18 protein-coding genes are annotated in these 20,794 nt (G+C 60.3%); 15 read left to right on the top strand and 3 right to left on the bottom strand.

The genetic code is table 11. The annotated features are described in order from the left end of the window. Positions 1 to 231: 231 nt before the first annotated feature. A complete protein-coding gene (ffh, locus tag HDE75_RS08810) occupies positions 232 to 1,599 on the bottom strand; it encodes a signal recognition particle protein (protein WP_183674891.1) in 1,368 nt (455 codons plus the stop codon). Positions 1,600 to 1,844: 245 nt separating this feature from the next. Between ffh and HDE75_RS08805 the strand changes: the two genes are divergently transcribed. The 8 genes from HDE75_RS08805 (at position 1,845) to HDE75_RS08770 (ending at position 10,234) form a co-directional block, all read left to right on the top strand. Then, the gene (locus tag HDE75_RS08805; RefSeq protein WP_183674893.1) at positions 1,845 to 2,354 is read left to right on the top strand and encodes a sigma-70 family RNA polymerase sigma factor; all 510 of its coding nucleotides are present in this window, start codon (positions 1,845 to 1,847) and stop codon (positions 2,352 to 2,354) included. 2 nt (positions 2,355 to 2,356) lie between these two features. Next, the gene (locus tag HDE75_RS08800) at positions 2,357 to 3,340 is read left to right on the top strand and encodes a FecR domain-containing protein (protein WP_183674896.1); all 984 of its coding nucleotides are present in this window, start codon (positions 2,357 to 2,359) and stop codon (positions 3,338 to 3,340) included. Between the two features lie 214 nt (positions 3,341 to 3,554). Further along, on the top strand, positions 3,555 to 3,833 hold the full coding sequence (locus HDE75_RS08795; protein ID WP_183674899.1) for a hypothetical protein: 279 nt from the start codon (positions 3,555 to 3,557) through the stop codon (positions 3,831 to 3,833). Further along, positions 3,830 to 5,524, top strand: a complete 1,695-nt coding sequence (locus tag HDE75_RS08790) for a PepSY-associated TM helix domain-containing protein (RefSeq protein ID WP_260173810.1) — start codon at positions 3,830 to 3,832, stop codon at positions 5,522 to 5,524. Before HDE75_RS08795 ends, HDE75_RS08790 begins: the two co-directional genes overlap by 4 nt. A gap of 3 nt (positions 5,525 to 5,527) precedes the next feature. Next, positions 5,528 to 5,866 carry a DUF3325 domain-containing protein gene (locus tag HDE75_RS08785; protein ID WP_183674902.1) on the top strand — a complete coding sequence of 113 codons (339 nt, stop codon included), beginning with the start codon at positions 5,528 to 5,530 and terminating at the stop codon, positions 5,864 to 5,866. A 91-nt stretch (positions 5,867 to 5,957) separates the two neighbouring features. Next, positions 5,958 to 7,145, top strand: a complete 1,188-nt coding sequence (locus tag HDE75_RS08780; RefSeq protein WP_260173809.1) for an efflux RND transporter periplasmic adaptor subunit — start codon at positions 5,958 to 5,960, stop codon at positions 7,143 to 7,145. Beyond that, positions 7,142 to 9,118 carry a MacB family efflux pump subunit gene (locus tag HDE75_RS08775; RefSeq protein ID WP_183674904.1) on the top strand — a complete coding sequence of 659 codons (1,977 nt, stop codon included), beginning with the start codon at positions 7,142 to 7,144 and terminating at the stop codon, positions 9,116 to 9,118. The genes HDE75_RS08780 and HDE75_RS08775 overlap by 4 nt, the downstream gene beginning before the upstream one ends. 144 nt (positions 9,119 to 9,262) lie before the next feature. Beyond that, on the top strand, positions 9,263 to 10,234 hold the full coding sequence (locus tag HDE75_RS08770) for an ABC transporter substrate-binding protein (RefSeq protein WP_183676573.1): 972 nt from the start codon (positions 9,263 to 9,265) through the stop codon (positions 10,232 to 10,234). 86 nt (positions 10,235 to 10,320) lie between these two features. On the opposite strand, the gene HDE75_RS08765 is transcribed toward HDE75_RS08770, so the two are convergent. Then, positions 10,321 to 11,097, bottom strand: coding sequence for an alpha/beta fold hydrolase (locus HDE75_RS08765; protein ID WP_183674907.1), 777 nt, complete (start codon positions 11,095 to 11,097; stop codon positions 10,321 to 10,323). A gap of 170 nt (positions 11,098 to 11,267) precedes the next feature. Beyond that, positions 11,268 to 11,711, bottom strand: a complete 444-nt coding sequence (locus HDE75_RS08760) for a MarR family winged helix-turn-helix transcriptional regulator (protein WP_183674910.1) — start codon at positions 11,709 to 11,711, stop codon at positions 11,268 to 11,270. Between the two features lie 260 nt (positions 11,712 to 11,971). On the opposite strand from HDE75_RS08760, the gene HDE75_RS08755 reads away from it, so the two are divergent. From HDE75_RS08755 to HDE75_RS08725, 7 genes are all read left to right on the top strand, one after another. Further along, complete coding sequence (locus HDE75_RS08755; protein WP_183674914.1) at positions 11,972 to 12,775, top strand: cytochrome C assembly family protein; 804 nt, start codon at positions 11,972 to 11,974, stop codon at positions 12,773 to 12,775. Then, the gene (locus tag HDE75_RS08750; protein WP_183674918.1) at positions 12,772 to 13,047 is read left to right on the top strand and encodes a PP0621 family protein; all 276 of its coding nucleotides are present in this window, start codon (positions 12,772 to 12,774) and stop codon (positions 13,045 to 13,047) included. Before HDE75_RS08755 ends, HDE75_RS08750 begins: the two co-directional genes overlap by 4 nt. Positions 13,048 to 13,163: 116 nt before the next feature. Next, a complete protein-coding gene (locus HDE75_RS08745; protein ID WP_183674921.1) occupies positions 13,164 to 14,189 on the top strand; it encodes a sigma-54 interaction domain-containing protein in 1,026 nt (341 codons plus the stop codon). 24 nt (positions 14,190 to 14,213) lie between these two features. After that, positions 14,214 to 14,816 (top strand): 1,6-anhydro-N-acetylmuramyl-L-alanine amidase AmpD, encoded by a 603-nt coding sequence (ampD, locus tag HDE75_RS08740; RefSeq protein ID WP_183674924.1) that lies wholly within the window; start codon positions 14,214 to 14,216, stop codon positions 14,814 to 14,816. A gap of 395 nt (positions 14,817 to 15,211) precedes the next feature. Then, the gene (locus tag HDE75_RS08735) at positions 15,212 to 18,169 is read left to right on the top strand and encodes a ribonucleoside-diphosphate reductase subunit alpha (RefSeq protein ID WP_183674927.1); all 2,958 of its coding nucleotides are present in this window, start codon (positions 15,212 to 15,214) and stop codon (positions 18,167 to 18,169) included. 137 nt (positions 18,170 to 18,306) lie between these two features. Further along, complete coding sequence (locus tag HDE75_RS08730; protein ID WP_183674930.1) at positions 18,307 to 19,458, top strand: ribonucleotide-diphosphate reductase subunit beta; 1,152 nt, start codon at positions 18,307 to 18,309, stop codon at positions 19,456 to 19,458. A gap of 44 nt (positions 19,459 to 19,502) precedes the next feature. Next, entirely contained in the window at positions 19,503 to 20,168 is a 666-nt protein-coding gene (locus HDE75_RS08725; RefSeq protein WP_260173808.1) for a ribonucleotide-diphosphate reductase subunit beta, read from the top strand. Positions 20,169 to 20,794 lie beyond the last annotated feature (626 nt).

Genomic DNA, 20,794 nt, shown 5'->3' with positions numbered 1-20,794 from the left:
ATTGGTGGGGATTTAGACAGTATGCAAGTGTTTTTCACGTTTTCACGAGGAAAAAGTAACGAAAAGACGCGCCTGTCTCCCGGGCGCACCGCTTGGGCGCGCTGAAGGCCGTTTTTGCCGTGAAATGGCATGGTTGCTGGCTATGCGGGGAGGGGGAGGGAAAAGCGGGGGAGGCGTGATGCCGGACACAAAAAAGTGCAGTCCGGCATTACTTTAAAGCAGGGTGAGGTCTTAACGCATGCCGGGCATCATGCCCTTCATGGATCGCATCATCTTCATCATGCCGCCGCCCGACAATTTCTTCATCATCGTCTGCATTTGCTCGAATTGCGTCAGCATGCGGTTCACTTCCTGCACTTGCACGCCGGCGCCGGCAGCGATGCGGCGCTTGCGGGTGGCCTTGATCAGTTCAGGCTTGGCGCGCTCCTGTGGCGTCATCGAATCGATGATGCCGCACATGCGGCGCACCTGCTTGTCGGCCTGATCCATGTTCTTGCCGCCTGCCGCCTGCTGGAACTGGGCTGGCAGCTTGTCCATCAGATTGGCCATGCCGCCCATTTTCTTCATCTGGCCCAGCTGCGCCTTGAAGTCGTTCATGTCGAACTTGCCGCCGACCTTGATCTTTTGCGCCAGGTCGGCCGCCGCCTTGCTATCGACGCCCTTGCGCGCTTCCTCGACCAGCGCCAGGATGTCGCCCATGCCCAGAATACGGTTGGCCATGCGGGTAGGATCGAACGCTTCCAGGCCATCGAGTTTTTCCGAGACACCGGCAAACTTGATCGGTTTGCCCGTGATATGGCGTACCGACAGGGCCGCACCGCCGCGCGCGTCGCCGTCCAGCTTGGTCAGCACGATACCGGTCAGCGGCAGCGCATCATTAAAGGCCTTGGCCGTGTTGATGGCGTCCTGGCCCAGCATGGCGTCGACCACGAACAGGGTTTCGATCGGTTTCACGGCGCCGTGCACGGCGGCGATTTCACGCATCATCTCTTCATCGATACCCAGACGGCCGGCCGTATCGATAATCAGCACATCGTGGTAATGCTTCTTGGCCCAGTCCAGCGCGGCCAGGGCGATATCGACCGGCTTGTCGGTGCTGGTGGACGGGAAGAAGTCGGCGCCAACCTGGGCGGTCACCGATTGCAGCTGGGCAATAGCGGCTGGACGGTACACGTCGGCCGATACGGTCAGTACTTTCTTTTTCTTTTCTTCTTTCAGGTATTTCGCCAGCTTGCCGACGGTGGTAGTTTTACCGACACCCTGCAGACCGGCCATCAGGATGATGGCGGGCGGTTGCTGGGCAAAGCTGATTTGCGACGCTTCCGGACCCAGGTCGGCGCCCATGATGGCGGCCAGCTCGCGCTGTACCACGCCAACCAGGGCTTGGCCTGGGGTCAGCGAGGAAATGACATCCTCGCCCATGGCTTTTTCTTTGACTTTGGCGATGAATTCGCGCACGGCGGGCAGGGCGACGTCGGCCTCGAGCAATGCCAGGCGCACTTCGCGCAGCATCTCGGCGGTGTTCGATTCGGTCAGGCGCGCCTCGCCGCGCATGGTCTTGACGACTTTGGCAAGCCGCTGGGTAAGATTATCTAGCATGATGAACCTGCAATGGAAAGCTGGAGAGTAGACGGCGCTAGCCGGACGATGGCCGCCATTTTACCCCATCGCGCTGCGGTGGCGGCCCTGGCTGGCGCAGGGGCGTTAGCTGTCTCTTTTTTACGCGGCTTGGTGTCCTTGGCAATGTCACGATTGCATGAAAGCTACGACAAGGTTAGAATGAGAATAATTCTTATTTACATCGGGCGTATCGGGCGAACAGCGCCTGCGTTGAAAGGGATGCCATGCCGGCCACCGAAATTACCCAGCAACAAGAACTGCACACACTCTACAGCAGCCATTTCGGCTGGCTGCAGGGCTGGCTGCGGCATAAGCTGGGTAATGCCTTCGAAGCGTCTGATCTGGCGCAAGACACTTTTATCAGTATCTTGACGGCGAGCACGGCGCCGCAGATACGCGAAGCGCGTCCTTTCCTGGCCACCATCGCGCGCCGCCTGGTGGCGCACCGTTATCGCCGGCAAGTGCTGGAAGAAGCGTATCTGGCCGCACTGGCGTGTTTGCCGCCCGAGGTGGCGCCCGCGCCGGAAGAGCGCTTGCTGGCGCTGGAAGCCTTGCAGGAAATCGATGCCGCGCTCGATGGCTTGCCGCCGCCCGTGCGCCAGGCTTTCTTGCTGGCGCAACTCGATGGCCTCAGCTATGCCGAAATCGCCGCGCGCCTGGGCGTGTCCAGTAGTTCCGTCAAGCAATATCTGACGCGGGCCAACCGCCACGTCTTTTTTGCCTTGCCGGCATGAACATGCTGTGTGAACCTGTATCGCGGGCCGCCATCAGCGAGGCCGTGGAAGAGCAGGCGGCCGAGTGGCTGACCGTGCTGATGTCGGACGAGGCGGGTGAGCAGGAACGTGCCGCGTGGCAACGCTGGCGCGAGCTGGATCCTGAACATGAACAGGCCTGGCAGCATATCGAAGCCGTCACGCAGCGCCTGAACGGTTTGCACCGTGGCGCGGCCGCGCAGGCGCTGGCGAGCGCAGGTGCACCAGCCAATCGCAAGCGGCGCCAGTTGCTGCTGTGGCTGGGTGTGGCGGGTGGCACCGGTTTGCTGGCCGCGCAGACCGATGCCTGGCAAGGCGCCCGCAGCTTGCGCGCCGACTATCGCACGGCTACCGGCGAGCGGCGCGAGGTGGCGCTGCATGACGGTAGCGTGGTCACGCTCAATACCGGCTCGGCCATGAATGTGTCTTTCGATGGCCGGCGCCGCTTGATCGAACTGCTGGCCGGCGAGATTCTCGTCGTCAGCGGCCATGGCGCGGGCAGCGACGCGCCGCTGGTGGTGGCCACCCGTGAAGGCCTGGTGCGCGCACTGGGCACGCGTTTTTCGGTGCGCCAGGATGCAGGAAAAAGTACGGTCGACGTGTTTGAAAGCGCCGTCGAGGTTCGCCCGCGCGACAGCGCCGGCGCGCCATTGCATCTGGCGGCCGGTCGCAGCGTGAGCTTTTCACGCTTGCAGGCCGATGCGCCGCACGCGCTCGATGCTTATGCCGACGCCTGGTCGCGCGGACAGATGATCGTCGACGACGTGACCCTCGGTGCATTTATTGCCGAACTGTCGCGCTACCGGCCCGGCATCCTGCATTGCGCGCCCGAGGTGGCCCAACTGCGGCTGTCGGGCGTCTTTCCGCTGGCCGATACGCAGCGCATCCTGAACATGCTGCCCAACTCCCTGCCGGTGCAGGTGCGCAGCCGGACCCGCTACTGGGTCACGCTGGAAGCGGCCCAGTAGTCCACCTTCAAAAAATATTTTTCATTTCGGCTGCCCGTTTTTCATTCTCGCGCCACCTGTAGTTAAGAGACACATTTTTCATATCTGGTACGCGTCGTCCGATGACTACAGGGCCGGCAGCGCAGCCATAAACAATTTTGATGGAAGGACGCAGTGTGATGCATCTGACGTACAAGCTTTGCCGCCGGGGACCACAGACGGGGGCGCCGTGGTGATGAAATCCGCCCATATGCTGTTGTTGTCGCGTGTGCTGGCTGCCATTTTTGGCGGCTACGCCCTCACTTCCGGCGTGGCCGTGCTGCTGGCCGCCGTGTTGCCCATGTCGCGCGCCGAAGCCGTGCTGACGGCTACCCTGAGCGCCTTCGTTATTTATACCTGCGCGGTGATCTGGGTATTTTCCGTGCAAGACTTGCGCCGGGTCTGGATGGGCATGCTGCTGCCGGCTATCGTTTGCGGCGGCCTGGGCCTGCTGCTGTCGCGGGGTGGCGCATGAGCACGACAGTAGACAAAGTGGTGAAAACGCCACAGCAAGGGGGCTTGCGGCAAGCCATGGCCTGGCTGCATACCTGGTGCGGCCTGTGGATTTCCTGGCTGCTGTTCGCCATCTTCCTGACCGGTACCCTGGCCGTCTTCGATGATCCCATCGGCCACTGGATGACGCCCGAGCACGCACTGGAAGAAGCGGCGCACGCGAATGATCCGCCACCGCCCAAGGTGACGGACCGCGCCAATCGCCTGGCGCTGGCGCTCGACTTCATGGAAAAAGAGCATCCGAAGGCCGATATGTGGGAAATCTGGCCCGTGCAGCGCCCCGGCCAGGGCTTGTCCGCCTACTGGTTCCAGCCCAGCGGCGGTTATGGTTCGGCCGAGCTGAACCCGCTGACAGGCGCACTGGTCGAGCATGTGCGCGAAGAAAACCAGCGCGACACCATCGGCGGCCACCATTTCGTCGATTTCCATTATGAGCTGCATGCGGGCCGCATCGGCGTGTGGATCGTCGGTATCACCACCATGATCATGCTGGTGGCGCTGGTCAGCGGCGTGATCACGCATAAACGCATCTTCAAGGATTTCTTTACCTTCCGCCCGGCCAAGGGCCAGCGTTCCTGGCTCGATGCACACAATGCGGTGGCCGTCTTGACCTTGCCCTTCCAGTTCATGATCGCCTATACGGGTATCGCATTTTTCAGCGATGACTACGTGCCGGCGCCCGTGGTAGCCCAATACGGCATGGAAAACGGCAAAAAGGCCTTTCTCAGCGACTGGAATGATGTGGGTAAACCCACTCGCACAGGATCGGCGATGGCGATCCCTGACCTGGAATCGTACGCGCTGCGCGCCGAGCAAACCATCCATCAGGAAATCCGCGCCGTGGTGCTGGACAATCCGAACGACGCTTCCATGCGCGTCTGCATGTATGGCTGGAATGAAGAGGGCGACACGCTCAAGCGTATCAGCGCCAATACGGGCATGGCTTGCTATGCGCTGGCGACCGGCGAGCAGATTGCCGTGCGCCAGCCGGGTCATGCCGACTCGGGTCCTGCGGGCCTGACGCGCATCGTAATGTCGAATCTGCACATGGCGGGTTTTGGCGGCACGCCCATACGCTGGCTGTACTTCTTTTGCGGCCTGGCCGGCACGGCCATGATGGGCACGGGCGCCATTTTGTTCATGGTCAAGCGCCGCCAGCGGGCCGGCGGCGAATTCGGCAGCGCCACCGAACGTGTGTACCGCATGATCGAATGCCTGAACGTGGCCGCGATTGCCGGCCTGGCCGTGGCCTGTGTCGGCTATCTGTGGGCCAACCGCCTGATCCCGGTCGGCATCGAACAGCGTGCGGGCTGGGAAGTGCGGGCCTTCTTTGGCGTGTGGTTCTTGATGCTGCTGCACGCCTGCCTGCGTCCGGAAAAACGCGGATGGATCGAGCAGCTGTCGCTGCTGGCCCTGCTGTGCCTGCTGCTGCCTATCTTGAACCTGTTGAGCACGGGCGACAACCTGGCGGCGCAGATCGCGCGCAGCGACTGGGAAAGCGCCGGCGTCGAATTGTGCAGTCTGGCCTTCGGCTTGCTGGCCGCCTGGGGCGCCTGGAAAGTCCATAAACGCAAGGAAAAGCCGGCCAGGAAAGCCGCCACGAAAGAGCGCGGGGCGCCGGCCAGCCTGCAAACAACGATGGAAGGAAGCTGAGGGATGAACGTGATTTTATGTGCGCTGGGCCTGTCGTATGCGGGCATGGCTAGCCTGAGCCTGGCGATGGATCGCCACCATGGCCAGGTCTGGGGCCGCGACGCGGCCGTGAACGTGCGGCGCGTCTTGCAACTGATTGGCGCCGTCTTGCTGGCGCTGGCCATCTGGCCCTGCGTGGCTGGCTGGAGCGCCACCGTCGGCTTTGTTGCCTGGGTAGGGTTTATTTCGGCCGGCGCGTTGCTGGTGGCCTTGCTGCTGCCGTACGCGCCCAAGCTGCTGTTGCGTAGTTCCCTGCTGGCAGCCGTCGCCGCGCTGGCAGGGTTGGTGACCTTCCTGCAGTAATTCTGATTGCTATTTTTAAGGATAAATAGATGTTTTTTTCACGTTTGGCGACACCGATTGACGTTTTTACTTTAATTAAGGCGGTTTCCTGATGGCGGCCCGTATGCCACGGCGCCGTCTGCGCATCATCGGCAGCATCGTTTTGCTTCTCCTGCTGGGCGCCGGTGCCGTCTGGGCCACGCGCGCGCCGAAAACCGTGTTCGACACGGCGCCAGTCAGGCGCGGCAATATCGAGGCCAGTGTCACGGCCATCGGCACTTTGCAGCCGCAAACCTATGTCGACGTAGGCGCGCAAGTGTCGGGCCAGATTACACGTTTGCATGTGCAGCCTGGCAGCAGCGTGGAAAAAGGCCAGCTGCTGGCCGAGATCGACCCCAGCGTGCAGCAAGCCACGGTCGACGCGGGACGCGCTGCCCTGGCCGGTTTGCGCGCGCAGCTGGCGGACCAGCAGGCGCAGCACCGCCTGGCAGGCCAGCAGCATGGGCGCCAGCAGCAGATGGCCAAGTTCGATTCCACCCCGCTGGCCGATGTGGAAACGGCCGAAGCCACGCTGGCTTCGGCTGCCGCCAAGATCGACCATTTGAAGGCGCAGATAGACCAGACCCAGGCCAGCCTGAAAGCCGATGAAGCGCGCCTGGGCTACACGCGCATCTATGCGCCGATGGCTGGCAAGGTGGTGGGCCTGGATGCGAAGGAAGGGCAAACCTTGAACGCCACTTACCAGACGCCGAATATCTTGCGCATCGCCGACCTGTCGGCCATGACGGTGTGGACGGAAGTGTCGGAAGCGGACGTGCGCCGTGTGCGCCCCGAGATGCCCGTATATTTCACGACCCTCGGCGGCGACCAGCGGCGCTGGAGCGGCAAGGTGCGGCAAGTGCTGCCGGCGCCGCCAGTGCCGGGCGGTAGCAGCAGCGGCACGGCGCTGGCGCCATCGACCAGCAAGGTGATTTTATATACCGTATTGTTCGACGTCGATAATGCGGATGGCGAGTTGATGCCGCAAATGACGGCACAAGTGGTGTTCGTCACGGCGTCGGCCAGGAATGTGCTGGCCGTACCCTTGCCAGCCTTGAAACCATCCACGCAGGAAGGCGCGAAGGCCGGCGAATTCACGGCGCGCGTGCAGGGCGCCGATGGCAAGGTTGATACACGCACCGTAAAAGTGGGCGTGCGCAACCGCCTGAATGCGGAAGTGCTGGACGGCTTGCGCGAAGGCGAATTGCTGGTGACGGGAGAGCAGCCAGCCGGTAACGGCGCCAGCAGGTTCCAGCTATGAGCGGGGTGAGTCACATTGAAAAACCGCCTCCCCTGATCGAGCTGCAAGGCTTGCGCAAGCGCTACGGCGGCCACGATGGCGCACCGGCCGTGGAAGTGCTGCGCGGCGTCAGCCTGTCGATCGCGGCCGGCGAATTCGTCGCCATCGTGGGGGCGTCTGGCTCGGGCAAGTCGACCCTGATGCATTTGCTGGGATGCCTGGACCGGCCCAGCGACGGCACATATCACTTTGCTGGCCAGGACGTGGCCAGCCTGAACCCCGATGAACTGGCGTGGCTACGGCGCGAAGCATTCGGCTTCGTGTTCCAGGGCTACCACTTGATTGCCACCGAGTCGGCGCGTGAAAACGTGGAAGTGCCGGCCCTGTATGCAGGCATGCCGGCAACTGAGCGCCATGCCCGCTCGGAAGCGCTGCTGAAACGCCTGGGCCTGGGCGAACGTCTCGATCACCGTCCCAATCAATTATCGGGCGGGCAGCAGCAGCGCGTATCGATTGCGCGCGCGCTGATGAATGGCGGGCGCATCATCCTGGCCGATGAACCGACAGGGGCGCTGGACAGCACCAGCGGCGCCGAAGTCATGGCCTTGCTGGGGGAATTGGCGGACGCAGGCCACACCATCATCCTGATTACCCATGACCGCAAGGTGGCGGCCCAGGCGCGCCGCGTGATCGAGATCCGCGATGGCGAGATCATCGAAGATTCGGGCGCCGTGACCATTCCTGCCACCTCGACTGCGCTGCCGCCGCTCGATATGTCGGGCGCGGCGCATGACACGGGCGCCTCGCTGGTAACGGAATTGCTGGACGCGGCGCGGGCCGCCTGGCGCGTATTATGGATCAACCGCTTCCGCACGGGCTTGACCCTGCTGGGCATCATCATCGGCGTGGCGTCCGTGATCGTGATGCTGGCCATCGGCCTGGGCACGCGCCAGCAAGTGATGGCGCAACTGGGCGCTTTCGGCTCCAACCTCTTATATATGTCGTCGATCGGCGAAAGTTCGCGCATACCGGGGCGCAGCATTACCCTGGCCGACCTGGAAGCGCTCGCCGACGTGCCGGGCATTGCGCACGTGCTGCCTAACGTCACCGGCAACAAGGTGATCCGGCATGGCAACCTCGATGTGCAAACCTATGTGCGCGGCACCGGCGCGGCGCTGCCGCAGATCCAGACCTGGCCGGTCGCTTATGGCGGCTTCTTCACCGAAGAGGACGAGCGCGAAATGGCCACCGTGGCTGTGCTGGGCTGGCGTCTGGCGCACAAGCTGATGCCCGATATACCGAACCCGGTGGGCGAGACTATCCTGATCGGCAATGTACCGTTCCAGGTGATCGGCGTGATGAGCGAGAAGGGCGCGCTGACGGGCGACAAGGATGAAGACAATGTCTTGCTGCTGCCGTTTTCCACGGCCGGCATCCGCGTGTTTGGCCAGCGCGAGCCGACGTATATCGTGCTGGCGGCCGATGACGTGAAGCGCATTGCGCAAACCGAGAAAGCCGTCGACGAAACCATGTTCGAGCGCCACCGCATCCGCGACTATGGCATCAGCAATGCGGCCGCCTCGATTGCCGCTGAAGCGCGCACGCAAGACAATATGACCATGATGCTCAGCCTGATCGCCGCCGTCTCGCTGGTGGTGGGCGGCATCGGCGTGATGAACGTGATGCTGATGACGGTGCGCGAGCGCACGCGTGAAATCGGCATCCGCATGGCGACGGGCGCGCGCCGGCGCGACATCCTGCGCCAGTTCCTCACCGAGGCGGTGCTGGTGTCGGTGGTGGGCGGTGTGGCCGGCATCCTCGTCGGTATCACGTTTGCCGGCTTGCTGCTGGTATGGGAAGTGCCGGTGATCTTTTCACTGAGCGCGATCGGTGGCGCTTTCGGCTGCGCCGTGGTGACGGGCCTGGTGTTCGGCTTCATGCCGGCGCGCAAGGCGTCGGGACTCGATCCGGTGGTGGCGCTGGCCGGGCAGTAAAGGTGTCAAACATATTTATGGTAGAAAAAGGTTGCTCCTGACTCAACACGCGGTACTATCGTTGCATAACAAAAAAACAGTGTTTCGTTGCCGTGCCCTCGCGGGTAGACCTTAACCACACAGGAGAACTTGATGCGCCAAAACATGTCCTTGAAAACCGGTATTGCCGCTGCACTTTTGCTGACCTTTAGCCTGGGCGCCGCCCAGGCGCAAGATGTTGTCCGCCTGGGTAACTTGAAATTCGCCCATTACGGCGCCGTGTCGTATATCAAGGAAATCGCCCCCAAGTGCGGCATCAAGGTGGAGGAGCACGTGTTTGCCAAGGGCCTCGATGTGATGCAGGCGATTATCGCCGGTGAACTGGACGTGGGCGCGACGGCGTCCGAGGCGGCCATTTCCGGCCGTGCCGGTGGTGCGCCGATTTATGTGGTGGCCGGCTTCGCCAAGGGCGGCGCGCGCCTGGTGGCGGGCGCGGGGCAAAAGATCGCCAACGTGAAAGACTTGAAGGGCAAGCGCGTGGGCGTGACGCGTGGCGGCATCCAGGAAGTGCTGCTGCTGGCCGAACTGTCGCAGAATGGCTTGACGTATTCCGAAACCAAGGGCAAGGATGTGCAACTAGTGTTCCTGGCCTATGCGGATTTGAACCAGGCGCTGATGGGCAAGAATATCGACGCCATGATGCAGTCGGAGCCACAATCGTCACAGGCGATCAACAAGGGTTTCGGCGTGGAAATATTGAAACCGTATGAAACGCCGATTGGCGAGCCCGTGCGCACCATGGTGATGACGGAAAAGTTCTACAAGGAACGTCGTCCGGTGGCCGAGAAATTCATGCGCTGTTTCGTCGAAGCCACCAAGACCTTTATCGACAATCAGGCGACGGCGGAAAAATATGTGCGCGAAGTGGTGTTCCGCGGCCAGATCAGCAAGCAGGACTTCGATGACGCCATCAGCAATTCGCCGTATTCCTATGACATCACGCCCGAACATATCCAGATCACCACCGACGTGATGGTGAAAACGGGCGTCGGCCGCATGAGCAAACCCCCGGTGGCCAAGGATTGGGTGAAAACCGATTTGCTGGATCAGGCCAAGAAGAGTCTGAACGTCAAATAAGTTTTTGACGATAGAATTTTGACGATAAAAACCTCCGCACCTTCACCAGCTGCGGAGGTTTTTTTATATACGTCGTTATTTATGCCTTAGCGTTGGGCAGCGGCCGCCAGGATGACTTCGGCCACCTGTTTTGGCTGAGACAGCATCGCTACATGGCTGGTTTGCAAGACGGTGGTGACGGCATGCAATTTCTTGGCAAACGCCTGTTCCAGTTCAGGCGAGATCATGCGGTCCTTGGCGGAGACGATGTAATAGTTCGGTTTATTTTTCCAGGCTGCAACCGTGGTCTTGTCGGCAAAGGCCTTGGCCTGGATCGGGCCTTGCGTGACTGCCATCAAGCGGGTGGTGGCGGCAGGCAAATCCTGGGCGAAATTGAGGCGTACCGATTCTTCAGGCAGATACAGGAAACCGGATGCGTCTGCTTTCAGGGTGGCGATACCTGGCGGTGTCGGGTAATCCTTGCCCAGGTCGCCGGACGCTTCGCCTTCGGACGGTGCGAAGGCCGCCACGTAGACCAGCGCCTTGACCTTGTCGCTGGTGCCCGCTTGCGTGATCACGGTGCCGCCCCAGGAGTGGCCGACCAGGATCACGCGGCCCGTCTGGGCATCGATCACGCGCTGTGCGGCGGCTACGTCATCGGCCAGCGAGGTGAGCGGATTTTGCACGGCCACCACTTTCAAGCCTTTGGCTTGCAGCAAGGGGATGACTTTGTCCCAGCTGGAACCGTCGGCAAACGCGCCGTGTACCAGTACCACGGTAGTGTCTTCGGCAGGCGCGGTGGTGGCGGCTTGGGCTTGCGCCAGGATGGCGGTCGAGAGGATGGCGGAAGCGAGCAGGGCGGATTTGAGTGGCGTACGTGGCATGGTGTGACTCCTGTGTTATCGGGTAGTGGGGTATTACTTAGCGCGCTAAGTAATACCAAGAAAAATCGCGCAATATCAAGATGAGTAGCGCGTGCAAAGAAGAATAGCGCACTAATCATTAGTGCGCAATATATTTTTTGATGCCCTTGCTTTTGGCAATATCGGCGGGCTTAGCTGCCTAGCTGGTGATTCAGTTTGCGCAAGCCATCCATCATGACCGAGAATTCTGCGGCGATGCTGCTGCAATTGGCGGCGATGGTGGGATCGATGCTGGCGCATTCGCTGCGCAACCGGCGGCCGGCGTCGGTCAGGGTCAGCACACGGTTGCGCTCGTCTTGCGGATCGCGGTTGCGCAGCAGATAACCTTCCGCCTCCAGTCGCTTGACCAGCGGCGTGATGGAGCCGGAATCCTGCTGCAAACGGGCGGCCAGGTCCTTGATGCCCAGGCCCTCCTGTTCCCACAGCACCAGCATCACCAGGTATTGCGGATAGGTCAGCTTGAGAGCGCTCAACATCGGCTTGTATAACTGGGTCATTTTCAGCGAGGTGGCATACAGCTGAAAACACAGCTTGTCGTCAAGCACGGAGGGCGGCGGAGAGCTTGGAGAGGCCATGGCTAAGCAATCAAAAGACGGTGATGGCGCCAGACTAACGATAATCGGTCGCTTAAGCAAATTTCTGCCACCGGTGTTGTCCGCCTTACCATCAGTAAAGATTGTGTAATTCTTCAAGCGAGGCTACCCGGTCGGGCGTCAGGCGCGATATCATGGCAGGCTATACGTGGATAAAACCTGGCGCATGATGATGCGCCCTTGATGCAGCCAGCGTATCCTGTCCTGAATCGCGCTTGCCGGCTATGGTGTAAACTTAAAAAATGCAGACTTATTTCTTTCTGACCGCCGCGCTCTTGTATACAGTGTGCGCCGCGCTACCCTCGTCACGCGGGCGCTTGATTGCCGCATTGACTGGTGTCGCCTGGCTGGCGCATGGCTACACGCTATGGTTGGACTTGATGGCGCCAGGCGCCTTGCGCTTTGGTTTTTCCGCCATGCTGTCGGCCGCGCTGTGGGTATCGGTGGGCGCCTACTGGGTAGAGAACCGTAATTTCAGCCTTGATGGCTTGCGCCGCCTGGTGATGCCATGCGCCGTGCTCGCCGTTGGCCTGGCATGGGCTTTTCCCGGCAGCCAGGTCAGCCTGGAAGGCAAGTCGGCCGTGTTCGGCTGGCATATCGCCATCGCCGTGCTGGCCTACAGCACCTTGACGATCGCCGCCTTTCACGCCGTGCTGATGGCGCTGCAAGAGTCGCGCCTGCACACGCGCAGTGAACGCCGCGGTTTCTTTTCCAGCGCGCTGGACCAGTTGCCAGCCTTGCTGACGATGGAAAAACTGCTGTTTCGCATGATCGGCCTGGGTTTTGTTTTACTGAGCCTGACGGTCTTGTCCGGTATCGTCTTTTCTGAACAGTTATTTGGCACAGTCTTGAGCTGGGATCACAAGTCTGTGTTTACCATGATGTCGTGGCTGCTGTTCGCCGCGCTGCTGGCCGGACGCCGCCTGCGTGGCTGGCGCGGCAAGACCGCGCTGAGTTTCACCCTGGCAGGTTTCGCCACCTTGCTGCTGGCCTATGTCGGCAGCCGTTTTGTACTGGAAGTGGTTTTACACCGAGGATATACATGACCCGTTTTTTGTTTTGGCTGGCGCTGGCGTTCCTGGTGCTGTTTGCGATCCGCAGCAAGCTGCGCGGCTTGCAGGACCGTGCGCGCCGCGCGCAGCAGCAACAGCCGCAACAGCCTACCCATCCATTTGCGCAAGCCGGCCGCCGCGTCGAGGAATTGCCCGACGCCGAGCAGATGCTGTGCTGCGCCCATTGCGGCGTGTACTACCCTGCCTCTGAAAACGTGCCTGCCAAGGGACACAATTATTGCAGCCACGCACACGCTACAGTCTAAGCTGGCTGCATTGCCCCATTCTTCATTGCTCATCCGTACCGTAACGATCTCTTCCACGCCATAGGCGTAGCATCTGTCGACAGCGAGTTCCACGCGTTTTTGCAGAAAGGCTAGCCATGTCCAAGCCGCATACCCTGGCCGCCGGCAAACACGCCGCGCCGCCGCAGCTGTGTGGAGATTCTGCCTCCATGCAGGCGCTGCGCGCGCAGATCAGCCGTATCGCCCGTTGCGCCGCGCCGGTGGCGATCCGCGGCGAATCGGGCAGCGGCAAGGAATTGGCGGCGCGCGCCATCCATGCACAGGGCGCGCGCGCCGGCGGGCCGTTTATCGCCGTCAATTGCGGCGCGATCCCGGAAGCACTGATGGAAGCGGAGTTCTTTGGCTGCCGCGCCGGCGCCTACACGGGCGCGCTGCATGAGCGCCAGGGTTTGTTCCAGGCAGCCGATGGCGGCAGCCTGCTGCTCGATGAAGTAGATGACTTGCCGCTGGCCATGCAAGTCAAACTGTTGCGCGTCTTGCAGGAACGTCGCGTGTGCAAGCTTGGCGGCAGCCGCGACGAGGCGGTCGATGTGCGCATGCTGTGTGCCAGCCAGCAGGGATTGGCGCGTGGCGTGGCGGCCGGCACGTTTCGCCAGGACTTGTATTACCGTCTCAATGTGATCGAACTGGCCGTGCCGCCGCTGCGTGAACGGCTGGGTGATCTGGAGGTATTATGTCGTACGATACTGCTGCGCCTGGCGCCGCGGCAAGCCGTGATCCTGGCGCCCGGCGTGCTGGCCGTGCTGGCCCGCCATGGGTTTCCCGGCAATGTGCGCGAACTGGAAAACCTGCTGGAGCGGGCGCTGGCCTTTGCCGACGGCGGCGTGATTGTGCCAGATGGCCTGGGCTTGCCGTCACCGGCGGCCGTGCTGCCCTTAAAGCCGGCGCCTTTGGCACCGCAACTTTCCCAGCCTGGCATGGCAGCCAGGCTGGAAGCGCCAGTGGTGCCGCTGGCCCAGTATTTATGCCAGGCCGAGCGCGAGATGATTGTGCTGGCGCTGCGGCAAAGCCGCTATCACCGCGCGCGGGCGGCGCAGCAGCTGGGCATCAGCGTGCGCCAGTTGCGCTACAAGATGCAGAAATTGAATCTACAGGAGCCGTGAACTTGATGCAGGCATGGAAGATAGATGAAGATAGATGAGAGCGGCTGGTGCGATGGCGCCGTGCGCTACGACTCGCCTTATTATGATGCGCGCCCCGAGGGCATGGAAATCGACTTGCTGGTCATCCATAACATCAGCTTGCCTGGCGGCCATTTTGGCGGGCCGCATGTGTCGGACTTGTTTACCGGCCGCTTGGATTATAATGCCGATCCTTCTTTCGCTGACCTGCGCGGTTTGCAGGTGTCGGCGCACTTTTTTGTGCGGCGTGATGGTGCGCTGGTGCAATATGTTTCGACTGATCAACGTGCCTGGCATGCCGGCCAGTCCACCTTTGATGGACGCCCGCAGTGCAATGCCTATTCCATCGGTATCGAAATGGAAGGCTCTGACTTCGTGCCTTTCCAGCCTGTGCAATACCGCGTTCTGGTGGCGCTGACGGCCGCGCTGGCCCGGCGCTACGGGCTGGCCCATGTGCGCGGGCACGAACATATCGCACCGGGAAGGAAGACCGATCCGGGGCCGTTTTTTGACTGGGATCTGTACCAGCAAAGCTGGCAGCTGGCCTTGCGCGGGCAGCCTGCGTTAGTGCTTACTACGCGGGTGCTGGGCTTCCCATCCAAGGTCTGAAAAGTCAATCGAAATCGTGCTGAAAAGTACAAAAATTTAGCCTGATCGATGCCGGAAAACTATTGCGCCTGCTTTCGATGGGCACTACAATTAGTACATAACTTAGAGCTCTTCACTAAATGTAGTGCCATCACAGACGTTTTCAGAATTATTATCAAAGCTGCCCTGATTGCCGGTTTGGCATGCGGGGACTAGCGGTTTATTACCCTTGATCGTGTTGTACGCCAGCCGGGACATTGGTGTTGGCGGTATCAATCCTGTACGGCCTTGTGCATTACATATTTGCATTTTCGTAACAATATCATCTGAAGAAATCCGGAACATCGGACCTTCTATTCAACAACACACGCGGCAGCAAAACTGCAGGCTGACTTTAGCTGACAACGGGAGCTTCAATGCAATCACCTCAAGATATTTCCATCCATCCAACGCCAGTATCGCCAGCGCCTGACGCGGCTCATAGCGTTGCGAGTACGGGCGCGGCCCTGGGCGACTATCGCATCATCCGCCGCAATGGTGCGGTGGTGGCATTTGAGCCGTCGAAGATCGCCATCGCGATGACCAAGGCGTTTCTGGCCGTCAACGGTGGCCAGGGCGCAGCGTCGGCGCGCATCCGTGAACTGGTCGAGCAGTTGACCACTGCCGTGGTTTCCGCGCTGGTGCGCCGCCACCCAGGCGGCGGCACTTTCCATATTGAAGATGTGCAAGACCAGGTAGAACTGTCGCTGATGCGTTCGGGCGAACACGACGTTGCGCGTGCCTACGTGCTGTACCGTGCCAAGCACATGGAAGAGCGCCGCCTGCAGAAGGAAGCGCAAGGCGGTTCTGCACAAGTTGCTGCACCACAATTGAACGTCACGGACAATGGCGTCCGCCGTTTGCTGGACATGCAGGAAGTGCGCGACCTGATCAACGCTGCCTGCGCCGGCCTGGAAAAGCACGTCGATGCCGACGCCATCCTGGCGGAAACAGTGAAAAACCTGTACGACGGCGTGCCAGTCGAAGAACTGCACAAGTCGGCCATCCTGGCAGCGCGCGCGCTGATGGAAAAAGACCCTGCCTACAGCCAGGTCACCGCCCGCATCCTGCTGCACACGGTACGCAAGGAAGTGTTCGGCAAGGACGTGCCACAAGCGGCCGCTGCTGCCGAATACCTGACGTATTTCCCGGCCTACATCGCCAAGGGTATCGCTGCCGAGCTGCTGAACCCGGTACTGGCCAGCTTCGACCTGGAGCGCCTGGCGAAAGCCATCGTGGCCGACCGCGACTTGCAATTTGGCTACATCGGCCTGCAAACCCTGTATGACCGCTACTTCCTGCACATCAGCGACGTGCGCATCGAAATGCCGCAAGCGTTCTATATGCGCGTGGCGATGGGCCTGGCATTGAATGAAACCGACCGCGAAGCGCGCGCCATCGAGTTCTACAGCCTGCTGTCCTCGTTCGACTTCATGAGCTCGACGCCGACCCTGTTCAACTCGGGCACCCTGCGTTCGCAACTGTCGTCGTGCTACCTGAGCACCGTCTCGGATGACCTGGAAGGCATCTACGACGCGATCAAGGATAACGCGCTGCTGGCCAAGTACGCCGGCGGCCTGGGCAATGACTGGACGCCAGTGCGCGCCTTGGGCGCCCACATCAAGGGCACCAACGGCAAATCGCAAGGCGTCGTGCCTTTCTTGAAAGTAGTCAATGACACGGCCGTGGCCGTCAACCAGGGCGGTAAACGCAAGGGCGCCGTCTGCGCCTACCTGGAAACCTGGCACATGGATATCGAGGAATTCCTCGACCTGCGCAAGAACACGGGCGATGACCGCCGCCGCACCCACGACATGAACACGGCCAACTGGATTCCAGACATGTTCATGAAGCGCGTGATGGAAAAAGGCGAGTGGACCCTGTTCTCGCCGAGCGAAACGCCAGACCTGCACGATAAAGTCGGCAAAGCCTTTGAAACGGCTTACCTGGGCTACGAAGCCAAGGCCGCCGCCGGCGAAATCCGTTCGTTCAAGAAGATTGCCGCGCTGGACCTGTGGCGCAAGATGCTGTCGATGCTGTTTGAAACCGGCCATCCATGGATCACGTTCAAAGATCCTTGCAACATCCGCAGCCCGCAGTCGCACGTCGGCGTGGTCCACAGCTCGAACCTGTGCACGGAAATCACCCTGAACACCAGCGCCGACGAAATCGCCGTCTGCAACCTGGGTTCCGTGAACCTGCCAGCCCATATGAAAGAAGGCAAGCTCGATCACGTCAAGCTGGCCAAGACCATCCGCACCGCGATGCGCATGCTCGACAACGTGATCGACATCAATTACTACGCAGTTGATAAAGCGCGTAATTCGAACATGCGCCACCGTCCGGTCGGCATGGGCATCATGGGCTTCCAGGATTGCCTGCACATGATGCGCGTACCGTTCGCCTCGAACGAAGCGGTGTCGTTTGCCGATACCTCGATGGAAGCGGTGTGCTACTACGCCTACCTGGCGTCGACCGAACTGGCCGAAGAGCGCGGCCGTTACGAAACCTACGCCGGTTCGTTGTGGGACCGTGGCATCTTGCCGCAAGATTCGGTCAAGCTGCTGGCGGAAGAGCGCGGCGGCTACCTGGAAGTCGATTCCTCGTCGGCCATGGACTGGACCCCAGTGCGCGAACGTATCGCCAAATTCGGCATGCGCAACTCGAACTGCGTGGCGATTGCGCCAACGGCAACGATCTCGAACATCATCGGCGTATCGGCCTGTATCGAGCCGACATTCCAGAACCTGTATGTGAAATCGAACCTGTCGGGCGAATTCACCGAAATCAACGGCTACCTGGTGCGCGACCTGAAGGCACGCGACCTGTGGGATGAAGTCATGATCTCGGACCTGAAATACTTCGACGGCTCGCTGGTGAAGATCGACCGCATCCCGCAAGACCTGCGCGACATCTACGCTACCGCCTTTGAAGTGTCGCCTAGCTGGCTGGTGGAAGCTGCATCGCGCCGCCAGAAATGGATCGACCAGGCACAGTCGCTGAATATCTACATGGCTGGCGCTTCGGGCAAGAAACTGGACGAAACCTACAAGCTGGCATGGCTGCGTGGCCTGAAAACCACCTACTACCTGCGTACCATCGCCGCCACCCACATGGAGAAATCGACCTCCAAGACGGGCGCACTGAACGCCGTGGCAGTCGATGGCGGCATGTCGGCCAGCGCCCATAGCGCAGCGGCAGCTGCCGTTGCAGCAGCCGCTCCAGCGGTGGCGCCAGTGGTCGCCGTGACAGCGGCAGCGGACGACGCCGATGGCGAAGCCTGCTACCTGCGCCCAGGAGATGATGGCTTTGAAGAGTGCGAAGCCTGCCAGTAAAAACCTACGGTTTTTAAAGAATTTAAGTTGTCAGCCCGGCGCGGCCGGGCTGATTCAATGTTGTCAATGTCTGTATTGTCCGATTCAACGGGCCTGTTGCAGACGCCGGCTAGCCGGCATGGAAAGGAAGAATAATTATGTCGTTGTCATGGGATGATGAAGCCACGCCGGCCGCTGTGCCGCGTTCGGCGCAGCAAGCGCCGCTGGGAAATACCGATTTGAACCTGGCTGCGGGCGCCGAGCCGTCCGAAGCGAATGCCGAACAAGTGGCGCGCCGCGTCAATGCAGATGACAAGCGCATCATCAATGGCAAGACCGACGTCAACCAGCTGGTGCCGTTCAAGTACAAATGGGCGTGGGATAAATACCTGGCCGGTTGCGCCAACCACTGGATGCCGCAGGAAGTGAACATGCAGCGCGATATCGAGCTGTGGAAGAACCCGAACGGCCTGACCGACGATGAACGCCGCCTGGTCAAGCGCAACCTGGGCTTTTTCGTCACCGCCGACTCGCTGGCCGCCAACAATATCGTACTGGGCACTTATCGCCACATCACGGCCCCTGAGTGCCGCCAATACCTGCTGCGCCAGGCGTTCGAGGAAGCGATCCACACCCATGCATATCAATACATCGTTGAATCGCTGGGCCTGGACGAAGCTGAAATCTTCAACGCCTACAATGAAGTCAAGTCGATCCGTGACAAGGACGAGTTCCTGATCCCGTTCATCAACACCCTGACCGACCCGGCTTTCACCACCGGCACGATTGAAAACGACCAGAAGCTGCTGAAGTCCCTGATCGTCTTCGCCTGCCTGATGGAGGGCTTGTTCTTCTACGTGGGCTTCACCCAGATCCTGGCGCTGGGCCGCCAGAACAAGATGATGGGCGCGGCAGAACAGTATCAATACATCCTGCGCGACGAATCGATGCACTGCAATTTCGGTATCGACTTGATCAACACCGTGAAAATGGAAAATCCACAGCTGTGGACCGCCGAATTCCGCGAAGAGATCAAGCAGCTGTTCCTGAAAGCCGTCGACCTGGAATACGCGTACGCCGAAGACACCATGCCACGCGGCGTGCTGGGCCTGAACGCACCGATGTTCAAGGGCTACCTGCGCTTCATCGCCAACCGCCGCGCGCAGCAAATCGGCATCGAGCCACTGTTCGCCCAGGAAGAAAACCCCTTCCCATGGATGAGCGAAATGATCGACATGAAGAAAGAGCGTAATTTCTTCGAGACGCGCGTGACCGAGTACCAGACCGGTGGCGCGTTGAACTGGGAATAATGCATTAATGCAATAAGGCAGCCATCTATCCTGCCTGGCTCCATATGCGCCGTCATCATGACGGCGCATTTTTTTATAAGCGCTGCTTTTCTACGCCGACTATGAGCAAGTCGATTCGTGACAAGGACGCGTTCCTGATCCCGTTCATCAACACCCTGACCGACCCGGCTTTCATCACCGGCACGATTGCAAACGGCCAGAAGCAGCTCAACTCCCAGATCGATTTCACCCGCCTGATGCCCGGCTTGTTCTTCTACGTGGGCTTTACCCAGATCCTGGCGCTGGGCCGCCAGAACAAGATGATGGGCGCGGCAGAACAGTATCAATACATCCTGCGCGACGAATCGATGCACTGCAATTTCGGTATCGACTTGATCAACACCGTGAAAATGGAAAACCCGCAGCTGTGGACCGCCGAATTCCGCGAAGAGATCAAGCAGCTGTTCCTGAAAGCCGTCGACCTGGAATACGCGTACGCCGAAGACACCATGCCACGCGGCGTGCTGGGCCTGAACGCACCGATGTTCAAGGGCTACCTGCGCTTCATCGCCAACCGCCGCGCGCAGCAAATCGGCATCGAGCCACTGTTTGCCCAGGAAGAAAACCCCTTCCCATGGATGAGCGAAATGATCGACATGAAGAAAGAGCGTAACTTCTTCGAGACGCGCGTGACCGAGTACCAGACCGGTGGCGCGTTGAACTGGGAATAAATGGATAGACGAATGCCAGGTCATCCAGCTGGCGATGGTTATGTGAGGGCCCCGCAGATGCGGGGCCTTTTGCTATCTGGCCTCGCCATTTGTCATGCGTCCTTGTCGGGACTGTGCGAAATCGGACGGCCTATTTTCTGCACGATGCATCGGCGTTTTCATCGACGCCGTATCGCTGCTCTCGTGCTCCATCACCGCCGAAAAATTACGCCAGCTTGAATTTTTCGAGTCTGCCGCTATCATCATGATATGGCCGATACAGGAAGTGCGATGCGATTCATGTTGTCGGCCCAGCGAATTTCATGAGCGCCGGTCTTGCCGGCTATAGACATCATCGCTCGCTCCGTGTGCTTGATCGTGAGGCTCGCTTGCGTGGTCAACCGGGATGTCGCATGCGGCGTTTGGATACTGAGTTTTTACACCAGGTGTGGCCGCGCTGTGGTGGCAAGAGATGGTGGGCTTGACCTTGTGGCCGCGGTCGCCGATAGTGAAAATAGCGGTGAAGCGATGCTGAAAAAATCAGGATGCGAGTTCGAACTGATGTGCGCAAGGTGTGCGGCAAAACTGAAAAGTGCAGAGATTTTTTTCGCCGCATGGTTGATGTCGTGAGGCGTTTTTTTGGAGGC

It is taken from the genome of Janthinobacterium silvisoli (assembly GCF_014200725.1).
In the GTDB taxonomy this organism is placed as follows: domain Bacteria; phylum Pseudomonadota; class Gammaproteobacteria; order Burkholderiales; family Burkholderiaceae_D; genus Janthinobacterium.
This window is presented reverse-complemented; position numbering and strand designations above follow the sequence as displayed.